The following is an 18558-nucleotide window of genomic DNA, read 5'->3' as shown; positions in this document are numbered from 1 at the left end:
CCGTTATGGGTTTTTATTTCGAAGGCTTCGAGGATCGAAAGCCGCCACCGCCGCTGCCCCACAGCCCGGCACGGGAACTGTTGTTTCAGCTGCTGGCGACCATCAACCTGACCCTTGGTGCCTGGTACATCTGGTGGCGCTGGACCGATTCCCTGAACTACGATGCGCTGTGGTTTGCCATTCCCCTGGTGGTGGCCGAAACCTGTGCCTACATCGGCCTGGTACTGTTCAGCATCAATCTGTGGCAGACCCGGGATTACCCGCGACGGCCGCCGCCAGAAACCATCAACGACTGCCTGGCGCAGCCGTTGGAGGAGGACAGGCCGCTGCACGTGGATCTGTTTTTCCCCTCCTACGATGAGGAGCCGGAACTGGTGCGGTTGTCGATACGCGATGCCAAGGCGGTGAGCTACCCCCATGGCATCGACATTCGCATCGCCATCCTCGATGACGGCAAGCGGCCGGCCATGGCCGCGATGGCGCAGGAGGAGGGGGTGGGGTACATCACCCGCGAAGACAATGTCGGCTTTAAGGCCGGCAATTTGCGCAACGCCATGGAGCAGACCAGTGGCGATTTCATCGTTATCTGTGATGCCGATACCCGCCCGTTTTCCACCATACTGGAACACACGCTGGGCTATTTCCGTGACCCCGATGTGGCCTGGGTACAGACGCCGCAATGGTTTTTTGATCTGCCCGAGGGCAAGCGGTTGCCGCAGTGGCTGCAGGCTCGATTGGGCACGCCGGGCCACTGGCTGGGGCGGCTGGCGGAACGGGTATACGGACCGGTGACCATAGGTCAGGATCCCTTCGTCAATGACCCGCAGATGTTCTACGACGTGATTCAGCGGCGGCGAAACTGGGCCAACGCCTCGTTTTGCTGCGGTGCCGGTTCCATCCACCGCCGCGAAGCGGTGATGGAGGCGGCTCTGAAATCGTACTCTGAGAACATCGACAAGCAGCGACGCCAGCAGGATCAGAAGATCAAGGCCCTGACCGGAGAACAGGAGTTGAATCCGCAGCTGCAGCAGATGATGGATACTCAGACCATTCTGGATACTGAGTTTACCCCCTATAAGTTTCATGTCTCTGAAGACATATACACCTCGGTGGTACTGCATTCTGACCCGGATCGAAATTGGAAGTCGGTGATGCATCCTCAGGTGGAATCCAAGATGCTGTCGCCCCAGGACCTGCAGACCTGGATGATTCAGCGGTTTAAGTACGCCGGCGGCACCCTGGACATTGCCAAAAACGACAACCCGCTGTTTCGCCCCGGTATGACCTTCAGGCAGCGGTTGATGTACGCCACCACGGTGTGGAGTTATCTCGGCGCGCTGTGGAACGTGGTGTTCCTGCTGTCACCCATCGTCTACCTGCTCACCGGTATTGCGCCAGTGTCGGCCTATTCTCAGTCGTTTTACCTGCATTTCATCCCGTTTATCGTGATGAATGAGCTGGCGACCATGGCGGCCACCTGGGGGCTGGCGGGCTTTAAGGGTAAAGCCAATTATCTGGCGTTTTTCCCGGTGAACCTGCGGGCGATCTGGACCGTGCTGCGCGGGCGGCAGATCAAGTTTCCCACCACCCCCAAGGAGCGGCAGGAGGGCAACTTTTTCCACCTGGTGTTGCCCCAGGCCGGGGTGATGGCACTGACCCTGCTGGCGTTGGTGCTGGGATGGCTGAATATGGAGTTTCAGTGGTACGGCGATCACTCCCTCAGCGGCATGATCGTCAATACCTTCTGGGGATTGAATAACGTGGTTGCCATGTCCGGCCTGGTGTTTGCCGCCTTCTGGCGACCGGATGTGGCGCCTGCGGAGGCGTCAGCGCCTTGAGGCCCTGAGGGGTGCTGGGATTGTTGCTAATGGATAATCGATAGGAGAAAGCAGGGATGGCTTTCAAACAAAATGTGCTTAATGCCCGCCACCACCTGGTGTTCCTGCTGGGATTGGGGTTGGCGTTTACTCTGGTCATGAGCCTGGAGCAGCAGGAGTTCAATAATGATCTGGTGGATAAACTGCACTTCTCCGCCACCATTCCTGATCCTCAGCCCCGGCCGCTTACCGTTCAGGAACGGCAGTGGGCCGAAACCGCCTGGCAGTACTTTGAAGCCAATACCCAGGCCGGTACCGGACTGGCTAACTCGGTGGACGGTTACCCCTCCACCACCATGTGGGACACCGCCTCCTACCTGATGGCCATCATCGCAGCCGAGCGGTTGCAGCTGATCTCCCGCCATCAGTTCAGTGGTCGTCTCAGCAAGCTCTTGTCCAGCCTGGGCAAGATGCCGCTGTTTGATGATGTGCTGCCCAATAAGGTGTACGACACCCGCTCACTGGCGATGGTGAACTATGACAACACTCCCAACCCCAGAGGCATTGGCTGGTCGGCCATCGACATCGGCCGGTTGCTGGTGCCGTTCAACATTTTGGTGTGGCAATACCCGGAATTTACCCCTCAAGTGCAGCAAGTACTCGGCCGCTGGAATCTGCAGCCGATGTTGCGGGACGGGGTGATGTTCGGCGCTCGGGTCACCAATGAGCTGACGGAGTTTGTTCAGGAGGGGCGCATCGGCTACGAGGAGTATGCCTCCAAGTCGCTGTCGTTGATGGGGCAGGATCTGTCTCAGGCCCTGAGGTACACCGACTTTCTGCAGATGGTGGAGATTGACGGGGTTCAGGTTCCTACCGATAAGCGCGACCCCCGTCGCTACAAGGCCCACAACTACGTGGTCAGCGAATCCTACATTTTAGATGGGTTGGAGTTTGGTTGGGACCGCATCTCCCATGAGTTTGCCTGGCGGGTCTATCAGGCCCAGAAGGCCCGTTTCGAGCGCACCGGCATCCTGACCGCCGTCAGCGAAGACAACATCGACCGTCCACCGTATTTTGTCTACAACACGGTGTTCTCCAGTGGCCAGCCCTGGCATGCCACCACCGATACCGGAGAGGATGCGTCTGAGTTTCGCAGCCTGTCCACCAAGGCCGCCTTTGGCTGGTATGCCCTGTATCAGGACGACTACAGCCAGCAGTTACTGAGCCAGGCCGCGCCGCTGACCAGCCCGGATCGGGGTTTCTACTCAGGGTGGTACGAACAGCTTCAGGAAACCAATACCGCCCTGACTGCCAACACCAATGGCATCGTGCTGGAGTCGTTGTTGTATATCCGTGAGGGCAAGCTGTTGAATGTGGGCCGGCAACAGGCGCTGGTGCAACTGGCGGTGCAGGAGGAATAGCATGCGAAATTGGCTGGTGGGAAGTGTGGTGGTGCTGTCGGCGTGCGCGAACCCCTTGTTGGAGGCGCCGAACGAGGCCATGGTGGCCACCGAGCCCGGTGACGGCATCGGCGTGGCACGCCCGGCGCCAGAGCCGCCGGAGGTGGCGGTGCCCGGACCTCGTCGTGGTCCGCTGACCGAACGGGAGATGGCCATGGCTCGAGTGGCCTGGCGCTATTTTGAAAACAATTATCAACCGTCTACCGGCCTAGTGAATGCGGTGGATGGCTACCCGTCAACCACTCTGTGGGATACCGCCTCCTACCTGGGGGGCATGGTGGTGGCCCGGGAGCTGGGGCTGATCGGGAAGCGCGAGTTTGATGACCGGATGGTGCGGATGGTTAAGACCCTCAACACCCTGGACCTCTATCGGGGGGAGGTGCCGAACAAGGCCTACAACACCCTGACTGCCGCCAAGGTGGATTACGGCAACAACCCGGGCGAGATTGGCTATTCGGCTCTGGACCTGGGGCGGTTTCTGATCTGGATGTGGATCATCAAGGAGCGCTACCCGGAACACGCTCCGGGCATCGATGCGGCCATATTGAGATGGAATTTCTGCAACGTCGTGGATGAGCACGGCACCATGTTCGGTGCCCTGGGTTCCGATGGTCAGCCGACCCAGTACCTGCAGGAGGGGCGACTGGGGTATGAGGAGTACGCCGCCAAGGGGTTTCAGCTGTGGGGGTTCTATACCGAGCGGGCCTCCAAACCCGAGCCTTACGATCTGATCAACGTCTATGGCATCGATATCCCCTATGACTCACGGGATCCCCGAGAGTTGTCGGCGCACAGCTATGTGGTGACCGAAAGTTACGCCCTGGATGGCATTGAATTCTCCTGGGATCACCCCTGGGATAAACAGACCGACAGCGAAGACTTCAGTCACCTGTGGATGGCCGATTTCGCCCAGAGGGTGTACGCGGTTCAGGAAGCCCGCTACCTGGATACCGGCATCATTACCGCCCGTACTGAGCACCAGCTGGATAAGGCGCCCTATTTTGTCTATGACACCGTCTACACCGACGGCTACAGCTGGAACACCATCTCTGAGAAGGGCGAATACATGCCCCAGTATGCGGCGGTGTCCATCAAGGGGGCCATTGGTCTGTGGGTGTTGTGGGATACCCCCTACACCGACGTTCTGTTTGAGCACATTGCCGATTTGTACAATCCGGAGAAGGGGTTTTATGAGGGAATCTATGAGAATGGCACCGGCCTTATTAACACCTATACCTCCAACAACAACGGTATTCTGCTGGAAGCCCTGGGCTACAAAGCCTTTGGCAAGCTGGCGGAGCCTCATCCTTGGCACCCACCCAGCCGTTGGGATGCCGAGCTGAATGATGAGTTTAGCCTGCATCTGGGCCAATGTTTGCCGTCTCGCCACAGCTGCAAGAGCTGCCGCCATTGCCCTGATTGCGGCTAGCCTGATTGGTGGCTGCGGGGTGGTGGTGCGGGGTGTGCAGGACTCCTACAATGGCCTGGCTAACTCCGACTGGTTCTGGCATGGTCGCCACGGTGATCTGACCGAGGAACAGCGTCAGTGGCTGGCTACGGCCTGGCGCTATGTGGCCAACAATACTCACCCGACCACCGGGTTGGTGGGGGCCATCGACGGCTATCCGGTGTTTACCATGGCCAACGTCGCCGAGTACCTGGCGGCACTGCATACGGCCAAGCAGTTTGAGCTGGTGGGCGCCAAAGAGTTCGATGAGCGGCTGTCACTGTTGCTGGATTTTCTTAACACCATGGCGTTGGTCGACGGCGTGCTGCCCAACCGCAGTTATCACACCGAGTCCGGACAGATGGTGGATGCGGCGGCTCAGCCAGGCATCGTTGGTTGGTCGGCCATCGATCTTGGTCGGCTGCTGATCTGGCTGAACTTGTATCGCCGTCACTACCCCAGTTTTGCCGAGTACATCGATAAGGTGGTACTGAGGTGGGATTTCTGCCGCTTGCTTGATGGCCGCGGCCAGCTGACCCGGGGCGAGTTCCGGGACGGAGGCTGGCTGCCGGTGCAGGAAGGGCGGCTGGGGTACGAGGAATACGCGGCCTACGGGTATTACCTGTGGGGCCAGATGCCGACCCTGGCCGACCGCTTTGAGCCCTATGAACGGCGCCAGTTCTACCAGGTGCCCCTGCTGGTTGATGGTCGTGATCCCAGGGTGGATCGGGTGATCGATCCGCTGTTACCGACCCCTTATTGGTACGCCGGCATGGAGTTTAACTGGGATCGTTGGGACCAGCTCGACGACGATGACGATACCGATTACGGTCGGCTGGACTTGGCCCGGCAGGCCCACAGCCTGTATCTGGTGCAGGAGCGGCGCTGGCGTCGCGATGCACTGTACACCGCTCGGGCCGAGCACATCCTCAGTGAGGCGCCCCATTTTGTTTATGACGCGGTCTTCGGCCTTGGCAGCCCGTTCCCAACCCTGGATGCCCAGGGACAGTTTCATAACGAGGCGGCGCTGGTGTCCACCAAGGCGGCGTTTATGATGTGGGTGCTGTGGGACACCGAGTACACCGATGCCCTGATGGGGGTAATGCGCCACCTGTACGACCCCGAGCGGGGCTGGTACGAGGGCCGCAAGGAGCGTACCGCGGGCTATGATCAGTCGCTGACCCTGGCCACCAATGCGGCGGTGCTGCAGTCGATGCTGTACAAGCAGCAGGGCAAGCTGTTTCGGGCGCCGCCACCGATGTCGAGACTGCAGCGGGTGCTGGGGGATGAGTTTATTCACCCTGGCCGTTGTCAGCCGGTGTTAGAATTTTCCTCTCGCTAACGGGTTCTTAATACCAGCCGTAGTTCAGCAGGGTGCCGGACAGCGGGGTGGCGGTGCGATTGGAGAGCATCAGCTGAGGGGTTGCCACCGGGCGTTGGTGATGCAGGAAGCCGGAGTCGGGCTGGTATTTACGCCAGGGATAAGACAGCTCCGTAAGCGGGATGTAAGCCCGGAACCGGTGCTGTTCGGCATCGGCATAGCCAAGCAGCCGCGCGCTGCGTTCAAAACCGTGAGCATCCACCAGGCCTATGAACAGGCCATCGTCCAGCGGTGTGGTCAACGCCAACTCCAGCCACAGTCCGCTGGCATTCGGCTGTCGCCGCAGCGGCAGTCGTTGTTGCTGCCATTGACTCAGGTCTATGGGGTGAGGGCCGCGATTATGGGTGAGCGGCACGGCCCCCTCGGGCAGGGTTAGGGTCAGCAGCGGCTGGCCGCCGTTGCGCTCGGTCAGGGTGGCCGGGCCGTGGAGGCCGGCAATGGGCAACGACAGGTGCAGGCGATCGCCGGCGCCGCTGAGGATCTGGCCCCGGTTGGTGGTCAGTTGCCAGTGCAGCCAGCGATTAAAGTTGAGGCTGAGGTGCTTTGGGCTCTGCCGCTGTGCCACGATGCGGGCGTCGTCCTGGCGCTGCGGCGCCATGGCCGCCAGGGTGGCGGCGGCGGATTTTGGTTTAAGTTCCCGGGTAAACAGGCCGAAATGGGGTTCGGATTCGGCAAACCAGCCCTGTTGTCCCGGGTCGTCTACGGCGGAAAACCAGTTGATGGAGAACAGGTTTTGTTGGCGAAGTGCGGGCAGAATCCGCGCCAGCTTTTCCAGTTCAACCTGTTGCCGCTGTTGCCAGCCAGGCTCCGAGGGCAGGGCGCTGTAGGCCAGCATAAAGGGTTTGTCGTGATCCTGCTTAAGCCGCTGGCTCAGGCGCAGGGTGCGCACCCAGGGGGACCAGTCCGGAGATTGATGGCTCAACTCGGTGTGGGGGGAGACCATCAGCATGGCGGCGGTAAAATCCCCCATGGCCAGCACCTGCTGCAGTTGCGGCGACGGTGGCTGTGCCACCGGATCCCAGTCGCCGAGAACCAGGGCCACCTGAATCTGCGGCGCCCGCTGGCGGATCAGGGCAAACGCCTCCTGCATTAATTGTGGCCAGCCGGGCCACTGTTCGATGCCGTTTTTGTTGAACTCTGGTTCCAGTAGCAGGTAGGCCTGCGGCAACTGCTGCAGCAAGGGGATAAGCCGGTTGCTGAGGGTCTCCAGGTAATCCTGACGGTGTTGCTCCACAAACTCAGGGCTTATTTCGTCACCGAAATACCAGAACGCGATGCTGGGGGTGTAGCCGGCGCGACTGGCGGCCCTGAGCAGATCCGGTTGCAGCCAGCTCCAGTCACTGTGGCGGCTGATCCACAGGGTCAATTGCTGCAGCGGTAACTGGCTCTTGGGCAGGTGATACCACAGTGGCCGGTAGTCCTGGCCAGAGCCAACCGGGTGGTCCAGACTGAGGCGGGCGCCGGCGCCCCAGATTACGCCGGTGTCGTCGAGGGCTGGAGCGGCGGCAGCGGCAGGCGACACCAATGCCAGTGCCGCGGCCAGCCGTTGCTGCCAGACCCTGTGCAGCAGTGAGTCACCGGGCAGCGTTCGCGGCAGTTGTTGCAGGGTTCGGGTTAACTGTTGCCGGGCCAATGCGGGTTGCTGCAGGTACAGCTGACAGATGGCGTAGCCCAGCCCCGCTTCCAGGGCGGTTTCGCTGTCCGGGTATCGGCGCATCAGCGCTTGGTAATGCTCTGCCGCCCGTTGTGGCTGATTGTGCCATTCCAGTTGCACCAGCGCTTGCTGCAGGGCCAGCCTCGGAGTGAGTGCCGAGTCGGGAAATTGGCTGAGGAAGACCTGACTGCGGCGCTGAAAGTGCTGAGGTTGCCCCTGTTCCAGCAGTCGCTGCAGCCGCAGGTATTGTCCCAGCGTTGGCTCGTGGCGATAGCGGCGAATCAGACCGTGGTAGTGACGGGCCTCGATGCGATGCACCGAGTCATGCTCCTGACTGAGATAGGCCGCAAACTGATCCAGGGCCTGTGACCAGTTGCCATCGGCGCTGCTTAACCTCGCCTGCAGATAGAGCCAGTCGCCGTGCAGTGGTCCCTGCTGTCTGAGCAGTTGAGCGGCGGTGGTGTCATCCCCCTGGTACAGCGCCATCAGCGCCCGGTGCTGGGCCGGTAAGGCTGAGGTGGCCGGAATCAGCATCAGGCTAAGGGACAGCAGAATCCACTTCATCACTGTTTTTTTGCTCCAGGGTCTCGAACCAGTTCAGGTTTATGCGGATGGCCTGCAGTTGCTGCTGCAGTCGCTGTCGATCCGCCTCGCCGGCGGCCTCACTGGCGGCTTCCAGTGCTTCCAGGTTGGTTTTAATGCCCCAGACCATCACCTGAAGTTTGCTGACGGCCTGGTTGATCTCGTCGGCCACCTCCTTGAGTTCATCGTCCTGGCGCAGGGAGAGTTGGGCCTGAAGATCGCCGTTGCCCACCCGCTGCAGGTGCGAGCGGATGGCCAGGGTGGGGCCGGCGATACGGCGACTGAGCCACAGGGCCGCCAGGCCGGCAAACAGGGTGTTGACCAGCAACAGTGGCACAGTCCAGACGGCGAGGGCCCAATGCAGGTTGGGCAGTTGCCGGCTGATTTCGGCTAGCTCATGGGGCAGCAGCTGAAACGCCAGCAGTTGTGCCAGCTCATTGAGGATGTGGTCGTAAAACAGGTAGAACTGCAGGGCGCTGATGAGGCAGAACAGCAGACACAGGACACCGATACGAACCGTGATGGTCCAGGGCAGCGGGCCAGCCAGACGAGAGTAGAGATTTCGTATCTGTCGTTTCATGTTGTTTCCTTTGACTATACTGATCGCGGGGAATCAAGGAGGAAGCCCACGATGCTAAAAATGCCCATTGTCGCTGTTTGCCTGGCCGCGCTGCTGTGTGGCTGCCAGTCGTTGCCGTTTTCCCATTCCGCCGGGGGGCAGCCCCAGGCCTCGACTACCGAGCGTCAGGCGTTGTGGCAGCGACTCCGGCATCAGCAGGCCGATTCCCTTGCCACCCAGCCTCGTTCGGCGGGTTGCAGCCACCATCGCTGCAATCACAGTCTGGACTGTCAGTGACTCGCAGCGGTGTCTGCCGGGTGTGGGCCGGGGCCATGCAGCAGTTGCCCGATCAGGCCAATGGCGGCGGCGTTGTAGTCGATGGCAAACTCGTTGACCGAATAGTCCCGGGCGTCGTCGACGTAACTGAGCATGCCCTGTCCTTTGGGAGCGATGCTGGCCTGACTGTCCTCATTGGGCCCTCCCACCATCATGCCCGGTGGTGAAACCTTAGCGGCCCTGGCCCAGATGTGATGCAGGTTACGCACCGGCCGGGCCCCAAGCCCGGTAACGAAACTCTGATTGAAAGGGTTAAGGCCCATCAGGTAATGCCATTGATGCCAGGCCAGCTGCCGGTAACGGCGATCGCCACTGAGGCTGGCGCACTGGGCCAGCAGGATTCCCTGTTCGGCCACCATCTTATTTGAGCCCCAGATGAAGCGCTGATTAGCAATACGAAACTCGCTGGCCTCGGCCTGGGTTTTCAGTTGCCGGCAGCGTTGCAGCAGGCGCTCACTGAGCAGGGCATGCAGGGGGGCGGCGCGGCTGCTGGCCAGCAGGTGGATCACCCCCATGACGCTGGGATCCTTCCACTCAAACAGGTCGATGGTGGTTGGCAGATGTTGACTGGCGTACTCCAGGTAGTCGGCCTGGCCGGTGGTCAGGAACAGTTCGGCGGCGGCCCAGAAACGATCGTCGCGATCGTGCTGCAACGACGGCTGTTGATCCCACTGGTTGTAGATATAGGGACCGGAACCGCCATCGTCCCCCGGGTGCCAGTCGATGCGTTGTTGTGGCTGGCTTTGCAGCCAGCGCCAGCCGGACTCGGCGGCGGCCAGGTAACGCTGTCCGAGCTCAGGCTGCGCCGGCATCAACTGGCGGGCCGCCTGAGCCAGTACCGCCGAGGCTTTGGCGCTGTCAGGAGTGGATACGCCATAGATGTATCTGGGCTGGCGATCCTGATGAGGCGGCACCAATTCAGGCCAGCTGGCGCCGCCTACCTTACGGTAGAAGGCGCCATCGATTCGTTGCATCTTCAGGAGCCAGTCCAGACCAATCTGCGCTTCTTGAATCAACGCCTGGGCCAGAAGGGGATCCCTCGATTCGGCTTGCTGACCGGCGTCCAGCAACCGTGCTGCGGTGATGGTGGTGGTGGCGAGGTATTTGCCGTAGTCACCGGCGTCGTACCAGCCACCGCTGGCGTCCAGGTAGTGCCCCTGTGGATGCAGATCGTCGTCATGGGCCAGGCGGCCATCCTGAAGATGGGCGGCTGGCCGGCGCAGGCCGGTGGCCGGATCCAGCAAGGGTTGGCCGGCGTGTTGATAGTGGAACGCCCGCAGCAGCAACATCAGGCTTTGCTTCTGACTGTCGAGGCCAATGGGAAACACCTCGGAGCGATGCTGTTCGTTCTCCAGCAGGTACCAGCCGGGCCCCAGGCCGATGGGCAATGACAACCAACCGTCGGCGGGCGGGGATAGGGTGGCGATGATGCCATCGCTGCTGGCGCTTTTCAGCAGCAGAGTCTGCCCGGGCGGGGCCTTGATCTGGCCCGGTTCAGCGGCCAGGTAGCCGCTTTGGTTCACCAGGATCTGGGCCGGCAGTTTCAGACTCAGCAGAGCCAGCAACATCAGTAGGGGTTTCATGGTTGTACCTCAAAAGTGAACTGACTGCTGGCCAGGTGGCGGCCGTGATCGTCATGCAGGGTCGCGCGGGCCAGGTAGCGGCCCGGTGTCAGCGGGCGGTTGGGAAATGGCGCCAGCGCCAACACGCTGTCTGGCTGGATATGCAGCTGCTGCTGGCGGTGGTCGACGACGACGTCGCCCTGGTGCAGCGTCAGGGTCAATTGGCTGCCGGGCAGGGTATACAGGTGGTCGTTGATGATCACCACCGGCAACGGCACCGGCTCATGACGGCTGAAACGATCGCGGTGGTGCATGATGCTGGGCAGCAGCGGCTGGTAGGCCTGCTTCAGCGCCTGGTATCCGGGCTTGGGGTTACGGCGATAGTCGACGATGCCCCAGTTCATGGAGGGCCAATGCTCCACAAACATAAACTGGAAAATGGCCCCCACCGGCTGGTATTTCTGGCGGCGGTAACTTTCGGCAGCAAAGCGGGTCAGGGTCTGTTGGTAGCGCTGGGTGTTGTCTATCAGGCTCAGGACGTTTGGCCCGGGGTCGATGCCCGCCAGCTCAAAGGTCTCATGGGGCTGGAAGTTGTGGTATTGCCACTGGCTCCAGTCATCGGGCAGTGCCGGCCAGTCGGCCGGTGCCTTCAGCAGTTGGTACAACACCGGCGCATCGGGCAGCGCCTGAGCGCCAAATTCGGTGATCAGCTTCTCCTTGGCCGGGGCGCCGTAATCGGTCCAGTGGCCGCTGTACCAGCCATACCAGGGGTGCTCTGCGGTGCGTGACAGGGCGAAGCTGGGCCGGTGCGGATCCAGTCGTCGCAGGCTTTGGTACAGGGCCAGGTCCAGCTGTTCATTCTGTTTGGGGTGGTAGTCCTGATAGCGGTAGCGCATCCAGTCGGCGTCCCAGGGCGGCTCATTGTGCGCCGACCAGGTGATGATGCTGGGATGGTGATGAAACTGGTTGACCATCTCGGCCAGCTGCCTCTGGGCATCGCGGTGGAAGGCGTCGCTGTCCTGGTAGCCCCATTGCAGGGGAAAGTCCTGCCACACCAGCATGCCCATGCGATTGGCCAGATCGTAGAACCGTTGTGGCAGCAGGTGGGCGTGGACCCGGACCACGTTGATGTGGGCCTGCTGCATCAGTTGCAGATCCTGCAGCAGCAGCGACTCATTGGCCTGAGACAGGAACTGATGGGCGATGTAGTTGGTGCCGCGCAGAAACAGCGGTTGGCCATTAACGCTCCAGCGTCCCAGTTGGCCGTCGTAGTCGATGCTGCGAAAGCCGACGGTCTGTTGGCTGTGAAGCAGGGTCTGGCCGTCGCTGATAAATCGAGCCTGCAATCGGTACAGATTCGGTGCGCCCCGTTCCCTAGGCCACCACAGTGGCCGCTTGGCCTCGGGGATCAACAGGGTTACCTGGCCGTCGCCAGCGGGCAGTTGCCCCGGTTGGCGCCAGGTTTCTGCCTGGCCTTGAAAGTTAACCGGAGTCAGGCTCAGTTGCCATTCGCCCAGATGCTGCTGCTCACTGACGTAGCTCAATTGCCACTGGCCCCGGCTGAGGTCGGCGTCGATCTGGCTGTGCCAACGCTGGCTGTTGAGACGCACCTCCCCCTGGGGCTGCAGCCATACCCGACCCCAGATGCCACCGGTGTTGCGCTCCTGACCGCGATCGCTCCAGGCGCCTCCGGCGCGGGTGTCATGGTGGCCCAATACGCCTTTGATCAGAGTCTTATGCAGCGACCAGGAGTCGCCCTGCTGGGATTCCAGCGGACTGTCTACCCGCACCGCCAGCAGATTGGCGCCGGGTTTCAGCTCAGTGTCGACGTCAAAGTAGAAGGCCCCGAAGTAGCCGCGGTGTTGCCCCAGATACTGGCCGTTGAGCCAGATCTCGGCCTGGTAGTCTACGCCCTCAAACCAGAGCCGCTGACCGGCCGATTGGGATTGAGGCTGCCATTGAAAACGGGTTCGGTACCAGTGCGCCCCCTGGGTATCGAAGCCCTGGCTACTCCAGTTGCCTGGCACCCGAATCTCGGGCCAGTGGCTGTCATCGAATTCCGGCTGTGCCGGCGCGGCATCGACGGCGACCTGGGGTTGAAACCGCCAGTGGCCGTTGAGGCTCTGGGATTCGGCCGGAAGGCGGGGTGACGATTGGCACCCCAGCAGCAGGGCCGCCATCCATAGCAGGCAGAGTGTTGCGTAGGGCATTCCTTTCCCATTGGCTGTCTGGTTTGAAAAACACAGGGCTTTTCAAAAGCCTAGTTCAGGGATTGGTGGCTGGCAAACCGGAAGGTGGTGCTGGGGCAAAACAAAAGGGACCCGAAGGTCCCTTGTGGATATTGCTGAATTACTCGGTGGCTGTCGGACGCCACCACCAGTGGTAGAAGCGCTTCAGTACCCGTTTGAAATCATCCAGTATCAGGTACAGGCAGGGCACCAGGATCAGGGTAACGGTGGTGGAGAACAGAATGCCGAAGGCCAGAGAGGTGGCCATGGGAATGACGATCTGGGCCTGCAGGCTCTTCTCGAAGAACACGATGGGCGCCAGTCCCAGGAAGGTGGTCAGCGAAGTCAGGGTGATGGCCCTGAATCGCTGGGTGCCCGCCTGGATCACCGCATCCCGCACTCGTATGCCGGCCTTTCTGGCCTGGTTGACGAAGTCCACCATGATCAATGAGTCATTCACCACCACCCCGGCCAGGGCGATGATGCCGCACAGGCTCAGGACGTTCAGGCTCAGACCCAGCACGTAGTGGCCGATGGCAGCACCGATCATGCCAAAGGGGATCACCGACATGATGATCAGTGGTTGGCTGTAGGAGCGCAGTGGAATCGCCATCAGGGCGAAGATCACAAACAGGGCCAGTACCGCCCCTTGCCCCAGACTCACCAGGGCATCGCTCTCTTCGGCGCTGGCCCCGTCCAGTTCGGTATCGACGCCGGGGTAGCGTTTCAGCAGCTCCGGCATGAACTGGTCGCTGACCTCCTGGGTGACCTTGCCGGGCTCGACAATGGCTTTGTCGGCACGGGCGGTCACGGTAATGGCGCGGCGGCCGTCGGTGCGGGTAATGGCACTGTAGCTTTCCGCCAGTTCGACCCGAGCAACGGCGGAGAACGGCACTTCGACGCCGGCCGGGGTGCGAATGCGCATGTTCTCCAGGTGGCCGAGGCTACGGCGTTCGCTCTCCGGATAGCGCACCATCACCTTGACCTCCTCCTTTTCCCGCAGCATGCGCTGGGCTTCGTAGCCATAGAAGCCGTAGCGTACTTGGCGGGCCAGGTCGGACAGGGTCAGCCCCAGGGATTCGGCCTCGGGCTTAATGGCCAGCCTCAGCTCCTGACTGCCGGAGGAGTAGTTATCGTTGATGTCGCTCAGGCCCTCGTAACTGCCCAGGTGCCGTTTCAGCTCGGCGGCGGCGGCGGCCATCTGTTCCATGTCTTTGCCTTCCAGGCGGAAGGCGATGTCGGCGCCGGCGCCGCCGGTGGATCCTTCGATGTCGATGGACTTGACCCCTGGCAGGTCACCGATGGCGTCGCGCCACTGGTTGCTGATCTGCACCGTATCCAGTACCCGGTCTTCGCCCTTGGTCAACTCGATGAAGAAGGAGCCGGAACTGCGGCTGTCCAGATCCGCCAGCACGTGTTTGACCATGGTCTGGCCGTACTCCTGCTCCCACTGCGCTTCCAGGTTCGACAGTTGCTGCTCCATGTGCTGCAGGGTAATCAAGGTGCTGTTTTCCGAAGTGCCCTGCTCCATGGTCAGGTTAACCTGAATGAAGTCGGAGGGGATGTCCGGGAAGAACACGAATCGAATGTGGCCGGCGGCCATCATGGCGATCACCAGAATCAGGCCGCTGACAAAGCCGGTGAACACGGTGTAACGGCGGTTGAGGCAACGCTCCAGCATCGGCTTGTAGCTGTGTTCGATGTGATGACGAATCCACAGGTTAAAGGCGTGCTGGCGTTTGCCCAGCCAGCCCAGTTGCTGTTTTTTCTTCAGCTTGGTGTGCACCAGGTGCGCCGGCAGGATCCACTTGGACTCCACCAACGAGAAGGCCAGACACAGGATCACCACCCAACCGATGGTTTTCCAGATCACCCCAAAGGGGCCGGGCACCAGCAGCATGGGCACGAAGGCGGCGATGGTGGTCAGTACCCCGAAGGTGGCGGGCATGGCGACCCGCTTGGCCCCGGCAATGACGTTGTCGGTGGTGTGGCCGTGACGTTCAATTTCGCTGTAGGCGGACTCGCCAATGACGATGGCGTCGTCGACCACGATCCCCAGCACCAGGATGAAGGCAAACAGGCTCAGCAGGTTGATGCTCATCCCCAGGGGCGGCATCAGGAACAGGGCGCCGAGGAAGCACACCGGCAGGCCCATCATCACCCAGAACGCCACTTTCAGTTCCAGGAACAGTGCCAGGATGATGAACACCAGCAGGGCGCCCATGGCCATGTTTTCCAGCATCATGTTGAGGCGCCCTTCCAGGTAGAAGGTGACGTCGCCCCAGTGCTCGATCTCGATGCTGGCGGGCAGTTCCTGCTTGAGCTCGTCGACCTTGTCCCGCACCTGCTCGGAGATGGTCAGGGCGTTTTGATCGCCGACACTCTTGATGGAAACGAACACCGAAGGTTTGCCGTTGAAGCGGGTGTAGCGCAGGCCTTCGACAAACTCATCCTTGATGTAGGCTACGTCCGACAGCATCACCCGAGTGCCGTCGCTGCGGGTTAGCACCAGAGTCTGGGCGAAGTCTTCGTCGGTGTAGGCCTGGCCTTTGGTGCGCAGCAGAATGTCGCCGTCCTGAGCGCGAATGGCGCCACCGGGAAGGTCGATGGAGCTGCGCTGTACCGCCTGAGCCACCTGCTCAAAGGTGAGGCCGTACTCCCTGAGTTTGTTTTCCGAGACTTCGATGCTGATCTCATAGTCGGGGGCACCGACGATGTCGGCGCGGCTGACCGAGGGCAGGTTGGTCATCTCATCGCGTATGGTCTTGGCCAGTTCTTTGAGCTCGGTCAGAGGGGCGTCGCCGTAGATGGACAACCAGATGACATCCTGCTCCGGGCGGATGCGATACACCTCCGGCTTTTCGATACTTTCGGGGAAGGTGGAGATGGTGTCGATGCGCAGCTTGACCTCATCCAACACCTCGGCGGGATCCGCTTCGTCTTCCACCTCAATGGTGACGCTGCCGGAGGAGTCGGAGGCGACCGAGGTGACTTTCTTGATCCCCTGAACGTCCTTGATCGCTTCCTCGATCTTAATGGTGATGCCCTCTTCAATCTCCTGCGGAGCACCGCCGGGGTAGCCGACCGAGACCCTGAGCAGGTTGAGCTCAAAGCGAGGGAACACCTCTTTGTTGATGGTGAAAGTGGCGATGATGCCGCCGATCAACAGGCCAAACATCAACAGGTTCGCCGCAACACTGTTGCGGGCGAACCAGGCGATGATGCCGTTGCGAGTATCGATATCACTCATTGGCATTGGCCTCCGCACTCAGGCTGCCGCCGACGTTGGAGGCGGGCTCCGGTTCACCGAGAATCTTCACTTCGCTGCCGTCCTGGAACGAGTTGAGGGCGGTCAGAGAGATGCGCTCGCCTTTTTTGAGGCTGTCGCGAATGTAGACGGAGTTGAGATCGGTATGGACCACATCCACCGGGCGACGCTCCAGCAGATTGTTGTCGTCGATCACCATCACCGCACCGTTGCGGACGCTGTGGCGAGGCAGACGGACGATGTTGTCCAGGGTGCGGCCTTCGATCTCGGCGTTGACGAAGCTGCCGAACTTCAGCGGCCCGGCAGCCAGTCGGCCCTCTTTGTTGTAGGGGTCGCGCAACTCGGCCACCAGGTAGATCATGCGGCTCTGCTCATCGATCACCTGCTCGGAACGCACCAGGTGAGCCTGCCACTGCACCGGGCCGGTGGCACTGGCCTGGGTCAGGGTGACCGGGCTGTCCGGGTTGTCAGGGTGGTTAATGAACTGCAGCTGATCGGCGGCCAGGGGCAGACGCACTTCGGCGACGTCGGTGCCCAGCACTTCGCCCATCATCACGCCCAGGCTGACGTACTGCCCGAGATCGACGTTACGGCTTTTGATCAGTCCATCCAGAGGCGCTCGAATCACGGTGCGCTCCAGGTTGCGCTGGGCGCGGGCCAGGGCGGCTTCGGCGGAGCGCAGCTTGGCCTGTTCCTGAGCCAGTTGCGGTTTACGCAATCCCAGCTCCGGTGGAATGCCGGTGGTGACGCCCTTCCACTCCTGCTCGGCCACTTTTCCGCGGGCAATTTCCTCTTCGAGAACCGCTTTGGCCTGGGCCAGGTTGGCCTGGGCCTGCATCAGGTCAGCCTGGTAATCGGCGGGCTCGATGCGGGCCAGGATCTGCCCCTGGGTCACTTCGCCACCGGCGATGAAGCTGGGATCCAGCGCCACTACCCGGCCGCTGACCTCAGCCACAAGCTGAGTCTGATGACGAGGCTGGACCACGCCGTAGGACTTCATCTTCAGGGTGATGTTGTCGCTGCGAATCTCACTGACTTCAATGATCGGCAGGATCTTGCGCTGCTCTTTGACCTCAGGTTGAGTTTTGGTAGCGAAGATCACTGCCAGCCCGACAAACAGCGCTGCAAGGATGATGATAATAGGCAATAATCGTCGAGTCCAAACCGACATAGTCGCGTTCCTTTGTCATAATTTTACGTTATGGTGCCACAGGTTAACAAAATGTTGTCTCCCGAGTCAGAGATATTTGTAAGTGAGTTTTTTTATTCGGTAAGGGGAATGCTTACCTTTGTAATCCAAGGTGTTAACCATGTCTGATGCCGATGTTATTGAAGGGTTCTTAGACCACTTATGGGCCGAGAAGGGCCTGTCCGACAATACCCTGAATGCCTACCGCAGTGATCTGAATCGATTCCGGGAGTTTCTGCAGCACCGTTCCCTGGGGCTGCTGCAGGTGTCGGACGAACCGGTGCGCCAGTATCTGGCCCATCGCCAGCAGCAACAGGTGGCCAAGACCAGCACCGCCCGTAGCCTCAGCGCCCTGAGGCGTTTCTACGGTTACGCCCTGCGTCAGGGATTGTGCGATCGCGATCCCATGACCCGCATCAAGCAGCCCAAATTGAGCCGAACCCTGCCCGAGACCCTGAGTGAAGATCAGGTCAGTGCCCTGCTGGACGAGCCTGATCGTGACGACCCGCTGGAACTGCGTGATGCCGCCATGCTGGAACTGCTGTACGCCACCGGATTGCGGGTGTCGGAGCTGGTGGGGTTGCAGTTGGAGCAGGTGGGACTGCGCCAGGGGGTGGTGCGGGTGGTGGGCAAGGGCAGCAAAGAGCGGCTGGTGCCTCTGGGGGAAACTGCCCTGGAGCTGTTGCTGGCATACCTTAAGCTGGGCCGGCCGGTGATGCTGGCGGGGCGGGATTCCGACGTGCTGTTTCCCAGCAAGCGCGGCTTGCTGATGCAGCGCCAGACCTTCTGGCACCGGATTAAACTGTACGCCAGCCGCGCCGGGATTGACGTGTCCATCTCGCCGCACACCCTGCGCCATGCGTTTGCCACGCACCTGCTGAATCATGGCGCCGATCTGCGGGTGGTGCAGCTGTTATTGGGCCACAGTGACTTGTCGACCACCCAGATTTACACCCATGTGGCACAAGCAAGGTTACAAAAAATACATGAGCAACATCACCCTAGAGGGTGAATGAGGCTTGGCGAATCTATCCCCATACTGTAATTTCTGCTGACTAGGCCCGGTCTATACTGC

General features: G+C 60.9%; 12 protein-coding genes. 6 read left to right on the top strand and 6 right to left on the bottom strand.

All coding sequences use genetic code 11. From position 1 onward, the window contains the following. Nucleotides 1–5: 5 nt before the first annotated feature. From H598_RS0118275 to H598_RS24920, 4 genes are read left to right on the top strand one after another with little or no spacing between them, the layout of a single operon-like run. Nucleotides 6–1838: a glycosyltransferase family 2 protein gene (locus tag H598_RS0118275; protein ID WP_028114291.1), complete on the top strand. Its 1833-nt coding sequence runs from the start codon at nucleotides 6–8 to the stop codon at nucleotides 1836–1838. Between the two features lie 56 nt (nucleotides 1839–1894). Next, entirely contained in the window at nucleotides 1895–3238 is a 1344-nt protein-coding gene (locus H598_RS24930) for a DUF3131 domain-containing protein (RefSeq protein WP_051252854.1), read from the top strand. A 1-nt stretch (nucleotide 3239) separates the two neighbouring features. Continuing rightward, complete coding sequence (locus H598_RS24925) at nucleotides 3240–4706, top strand: DUF3131 domain-containing protein (protein WP_051252853.1); 1467 nt, start codon at nucleotides 3240–3242, stop codon at nucleotides 4704–4706. Further along, nucleotides 4621–6066, top strand: coding sequence for a DUF3131 domain-containing protein (locus H598_RS24920; RefSeq protein ID WP_084144529.1), 1446 nt, complete (start codon nucleotides 4621–4623; stop codon nucleotides 6064–6066). Before H598_RS24925 ends, H598_RS24920 begins: the two co-directional genes overlap by 86 nt. A 7-nt stretch (nucleotides 6067–6073) precedes the next feature. On the opposite strand, the gene H598_RS0118255 is transcribed toward H598_RS24920, so the two are convergent. Then, nucleotides 6074–8326 (bottom strand): tetratricopeptide repeat protein, encoded by a 2253-nt coding sequence (locus H598_RS0118255; RefSeq protein WP_156897102.1) that lies wholly within the window; start codon nucleotides 8324–8326, stop codon nucleotides 6074–6076. After that, a complete protein-coding gene (locus tag H598_RS0118250) occupies nucleotides 8298–8921 on the bottom strand; it encodes a HAMP domain-containing protein (protein ID WP_028114289.1) in 624 nt (207 codons plus the stop codon). Before H598_RS0118250 ends, H598_RS0118255 begins: the two co-directional genes overlap by 29 nt. 51 nt (nucleotides 8922–8972) lie before the next feature. Here H598_RS0118250 and H598_RS0118245 point away from each other — a divergent pair, with 51 nt between their 5' ends. Then, complete coding sequence (locus tag H598_RS0118245; protein WP_156897101.1) at nucleotides 8973–9197, top strand: hypothetical protein; 225 nt, start codon at nucleotides 8973–8975, stop codon at nucleotides 9195–9197. Here the strand turns inward: H598_RS0118245 and H598_RS24915 are convergent. The 4 genes from H598_RS24915 to H598_RS24910 all read right to left on the bottom strand — a co-directional run bounded on the left by H598_RS24915 (nucleotide 9191) and on the right by H598_RS24910 (nucleotide 17465). After that, nucleotides 9191–10819 carry a glycoside hydrolase family 9 protein gene (locus tag H598_RS24915; RefSeq protein WP_051252851.1) on the bottom strand — a complete coding sequence of 543 codons (1629 nt, stop codon included), beginning with the start codon at nucleotides 10817–10819 and terminating at the stop codon, nucleotides 9191–9193. The two genes, H598_RS0118245 and H598_RS24915, sit on opposite strands and share 7 nt — an antisense overlap. Then, nucleotides 10816–13008: a glycoside hydrolase family 2 protein gene (locus tag H598_RS0118235; RefSeq protein WP_028114287.1), complete on the bottom strand. Its 2193-nt coding sequence runs from the start codon at nucleotides 13006–13008 to the stop codon at nucleotides 10816–10818. The genes H598_RS24915 and H598_RS0118235 overlap by 4 nt, the downstream gene beginning before the upstream one ends. Nucleotides 13009–13147: 139 nt before the next feature. Further along, nucleotides 13148–16267: an efflux RND transporter permease subunit gene (locus tag H598_RS0118230; RefSeq protein ID WP_028114286.1), complete on the bottom strand. Its 3120-nt coding sequence runs from the start codon at nucleotides 16265–16267 to the stop codon at nucleotides 13148–13150. A 1-nt stretch (nucleotide 16268) separates the two neighbouring features. Next, entirely contained in the window at nucleotides 16269–17465 is a 1197-nt protein-coding gene (locus tag H598_RS24910; protein WP_035416211.1) for an efflux RND transporter periplasmic adaptor subunit, read from the bottom strand. Between the two features lie 139 nt (nucleotides 17466–17604). Between H598_RS24910 and xerD the strand changes: the two genes are divergently transcribed. Further along, nucleotides 17605–18495: a site-specific tyrosine recombinase XerD gene (xerD, locus tag H598_RS0118220; protein WP_035416209.1), complete on the top strand. Its 891-nt coding sequence runs from the start codon at nucleotides 17605–17607 to the stop codon at nucleotides 18493–18495. Nucleotides 18496–18558: the final 63 nt, after the last annotated feature.

It is taken from the genome of Ferrimonas kyonanensis DSM 18153 (genome assembly GCF_000425405.1).
Lineage (GTDB): Bacteria > Pseudomonadota > Gammaproteobacteria > Enterobacterales > Shewanellaceae > Ferrimonas > Ferrimonas kyonanensis.
This window is presented reverse-complemented; position numbering and strand designations above follow the sequence as displayed.

Bases quoted from the DNA above. Each gene is read 5' to 3' on its own strand.
- H598_RS0118275 (WP_028114291.1), top strand. From the start codon at position 6: ATGGGTTTTTATTTCGAAGGCTTCGAGGATCGAAAGCCGCCACCGCCG.
- H598_RS24930 (WP_051252854.1), top strand. From the start codon at position 1,895: ATGGCTTTCAAACAAAATGTGCTTAATGCCCGCCACCACCTGGTGTTC.
- H598_RS24925 (WP_051252853.1), top strand. From the start codon at position 3,240: ATGCGAAATTGGCTGGTGGGAAGTGTGGTGGTGCTGTCGGCGTGCGCG.
- H598_RS24920 (WP_084144529.1), top strand. From the start codon at position 4,621: ATGATGAGTTTAGCCTGCATCTGGGCCAATGTTTGCCGTCTCGCCACA.
- H598_RS0118250 (WP_028114289.1), bottom strand. From the start codon at position 8,921: ATGAAACGACAGATACGAAATCTCTACTCTCGTCTGGCTGGCCCGCTG.
- H598_RS0118245 (WP_156897101.1), top strand. From the start codon at position 8,973: ATGCTAAAAATGCCCATTGTCGCTGTTTGCCTGGCCGCGCTGCTGTGT.
- H598_RS24915 (WP_051252851.1), bottom strand. From the start codon at position 10,819: ATGAAACCCCTACTGATGTTGCTGGCTCTGCTGAGTCTGAAACTGCCG.
- H598_RS0118235 (WP_028114287.1), bottom strand. From the start codon at position 13,008: ATGCCCTACGCAACACTCTGCCTGCTATGGATGGCGGCCCTGCTGCTG.
- H598_RS24910 (WP_035416211.1), bottom strand. From the start codon at position 17,465: ATGTCGGTTTGGACTCGACGATTATTGCCTATTATCATCATCCTTGCA.
- xerD (WP_035416209.1), top strand. From the start codon at position 17,605: ATGTCTGATGCCGATGTTATTGAAGGGTTCTTAGACCACTTATGGGCC.